At 65.6% G+C, this 2527-nt stretch carries 1 protein-coding gene; it reads left to right on the top strand.

Annotation, left to right across the window (positions count from 1 at the left end):
• Positions 1–2430 (top strand): efflux RND transporter permease subunit (locus tag AC1DOC_RS29025; protein WP_478131055.1); only part of this gene is annotated, 2430 nt, incomplete at its 5' end.
• Between the last annotated feature and the right edge of the window lie 97 nt (positions 2431–2527).

The following is a 2527-nucleotide window of genomic DNA, read 5'->3' as shown; positions in this document are numbered from 1 at the left end:
CTCCTGAACAACGACCCGGCCGTCGGCATGGGCGTGTTCCAGGCACCGGGCTCCAACGCGCTCGATATTTCGTCGAACGTTCGCAAGACGATGGCCGAGCTCAACAAGAACATGCCCGAAGGGCTGGAATACCGCATCGCCTACGACCCCACGCAGTTCGTGCGCGCATCGATCGAATCGGTGATCCACACGCTGCTCGAAGCCATCCTGCTGGTGGTGCTGGTCGTGATCCTGTTCCTGCAGACCTGGCGCGCGTCGATCATTCCGCTTTTGGCCGTGCCGGTGTCGGTGATCGGCACCTTCGCGGTGCTGCATGTCCTGGGCTTCTCGATCAATGCGCTGAGCCTGTTCGGGCTGGTGCTGGCCATCGGCATCGTGGTGGACGACGCCATCGTGGTGGTGGAGAACGTCGAGCGCAACATCGAGGCGGGGCTCACGCCGCGTGAAGCCACCTACCGCGCGATGCGCGAAGTGTCCGGCCCCATCATCGCGATCGCGCTGGTGCTGGTGGCCGTGTTCGTGCCGCTGGCCTTCATCAGCGGTCTCACGGGCCAGTTCTACCGCCAGTTCGCGGTGACGATTGCGATCTCGACGGTGATCTCGGCGATCAACTCGCTCACGCTGTCGCCCGCGCTCGCCGCCTTGCTGCTGCGCGGCCATGACCAGCCCAAGGACGCATTGACGCGCGGCATGGACAAGGCCTTCGGCTGGCTGTTCCGCGGCTTCAACAAGCTCTTCAGCCGTGGCGCGGAAGCCTACAGCGGCGGCGTCAAGGGCGTGATCTCGCGCAAGACGCTGATGCTGGTGATCTACCTCGCGCTGATCGGCGTGACCTTCGGCCTGTTCAAGGCCGTGCCCAGCGGCTTCGTGCCGGCGCAGGACAAGCAGTACCTGATCGGCTTTGCCCAACTGCCCGACGGCGCCACGCTCGACCGCACCGACGAAGTGATCCAGCGCATGGGCGAGATCATGAAGAAGAACCCGAACGTGGAAGACGCCATCGCCTTCCCGGGCCTGTCGATCAACGGCTTCACCAACAGCTCGAACTCGGGCATCGTGTTTGCCACGCTCAAGCCCTTCGACCAGCGCAAGCGCGCCGACCAGAGCGGCGGTGCGGTGGCCGGGCAGCTCAATGGCGCCTTCGCGAGCATCCAGGACGCCTTCATCGTGATGTTCCCGCCGCCGCCGGTGGCGGGCCTGGGCACCACGGGCGGCTTCAAGCTGCAGATCGAAGACCGCGCCTCGGTCGGCTACGACCAGATGGACGCGGCGGTGAAGGCCTTCATGGCCAAGGCCTATGCCGCGCCGGAGCTCACGGGCATGTTCACGAGCTGGCAGGTCAACGTGCCGCAGCTGTATGCCGACATCGACCGCACCAAGGCACGCCAGCTCGGCGTGCCGGTGACGGACATCTTCGACACCATGCAGATCTACCTCGGCAGCCTGTATGCGAACGACTTCAACAAGTTCGGCCGCACCTACAGCGTGCGCGTGCAGGCCGATGCGCCGTACCGCGCCCGCGCCGAAGACGTGGGCATGCTGAAGGTGCGCTCGACCACGGGCGAGATGGTGCCGCTGTCGGCGCTGATGAAGGTCAATTCGACCTTCGGGCCGGAACGCGCCATGCGCTACAACGGCTACCTGGCGGCCGACATCAACGGCGGCCCGGCCCCGGGCTATTCGTCGGGCCAGGCGCAGGACGCGATCACCAAGATCGCGGCCGAGACGCTGCCCAAGGGCGTGAGCTTCGAGTGGACCGAGCTGACCTACCAGGAAATCCTGGCCGGCAACTCCGCCTTCCTGGTGTTCCCGCTGGCCATCCTGCTGGTGTTCCTGGTGCTGGCCGCGCAGTACGAGAGCCTGACGCTGCCGATCGCGATCATCCTGATCGTGCCCATGGGCATCCTGGCCGCGATGACGGGCGTATGGATATCGGGGGGTGACAACAACGTCTTCACGCAGATCGGGTTGATCGTGCTGGTGGGGCTGAGTGCGAAGAACGCGATTTTGATCGTGGAGTTTGCGCGCGAGCTCGAGTTTGCCGGCAGAACGCCCATACAAGCGGCGATCGAAGCCAGCCGCCTGCGCCTGCGCCCGATTCTCATGACCTCGCTGGCCTTCGTGATGGGTGTGCTGCCCCTGGTGCTGTCGACCGGCGCGGGCTCGGAGATGCGCAAGGCCATGGGCGTGGCGGTGTTCGCCGGAATGATCGGCGTGACGGCCTTCGGCCTGTTCCTGACGCCGGTGTTCTATGTGCTGCTGCGCCGCCTGGCGGGCAACCGCGCGCTCAAGCTGCATGGCGAAGTGCCGCATGGCGAGGAGTTTGTCTTGGCGGGCCATCCGGTCGCTGCGGCACCCTCGTCGCACGGTGGTTCGGGCGGCGGCGGGCTGCACCCGGTGCCGGCCTCGCCGCGTCCTTCGCATGACTGATCGCCTGGTCGATCAAGAAGAAAGTTCATCATCATGAAATTCGCATTTCAACCCTGGGCCCGCACTGCCTTGCTGCCGCTGGTCGCAGCCCTGGTGC

The sequence above is a fragment of the Variovorax sp. 01T439_2 genome, assembly GCF_056398445.1.
This window is presented reverse-complemented; position numbering and strand designations above follow the sequence as displayed.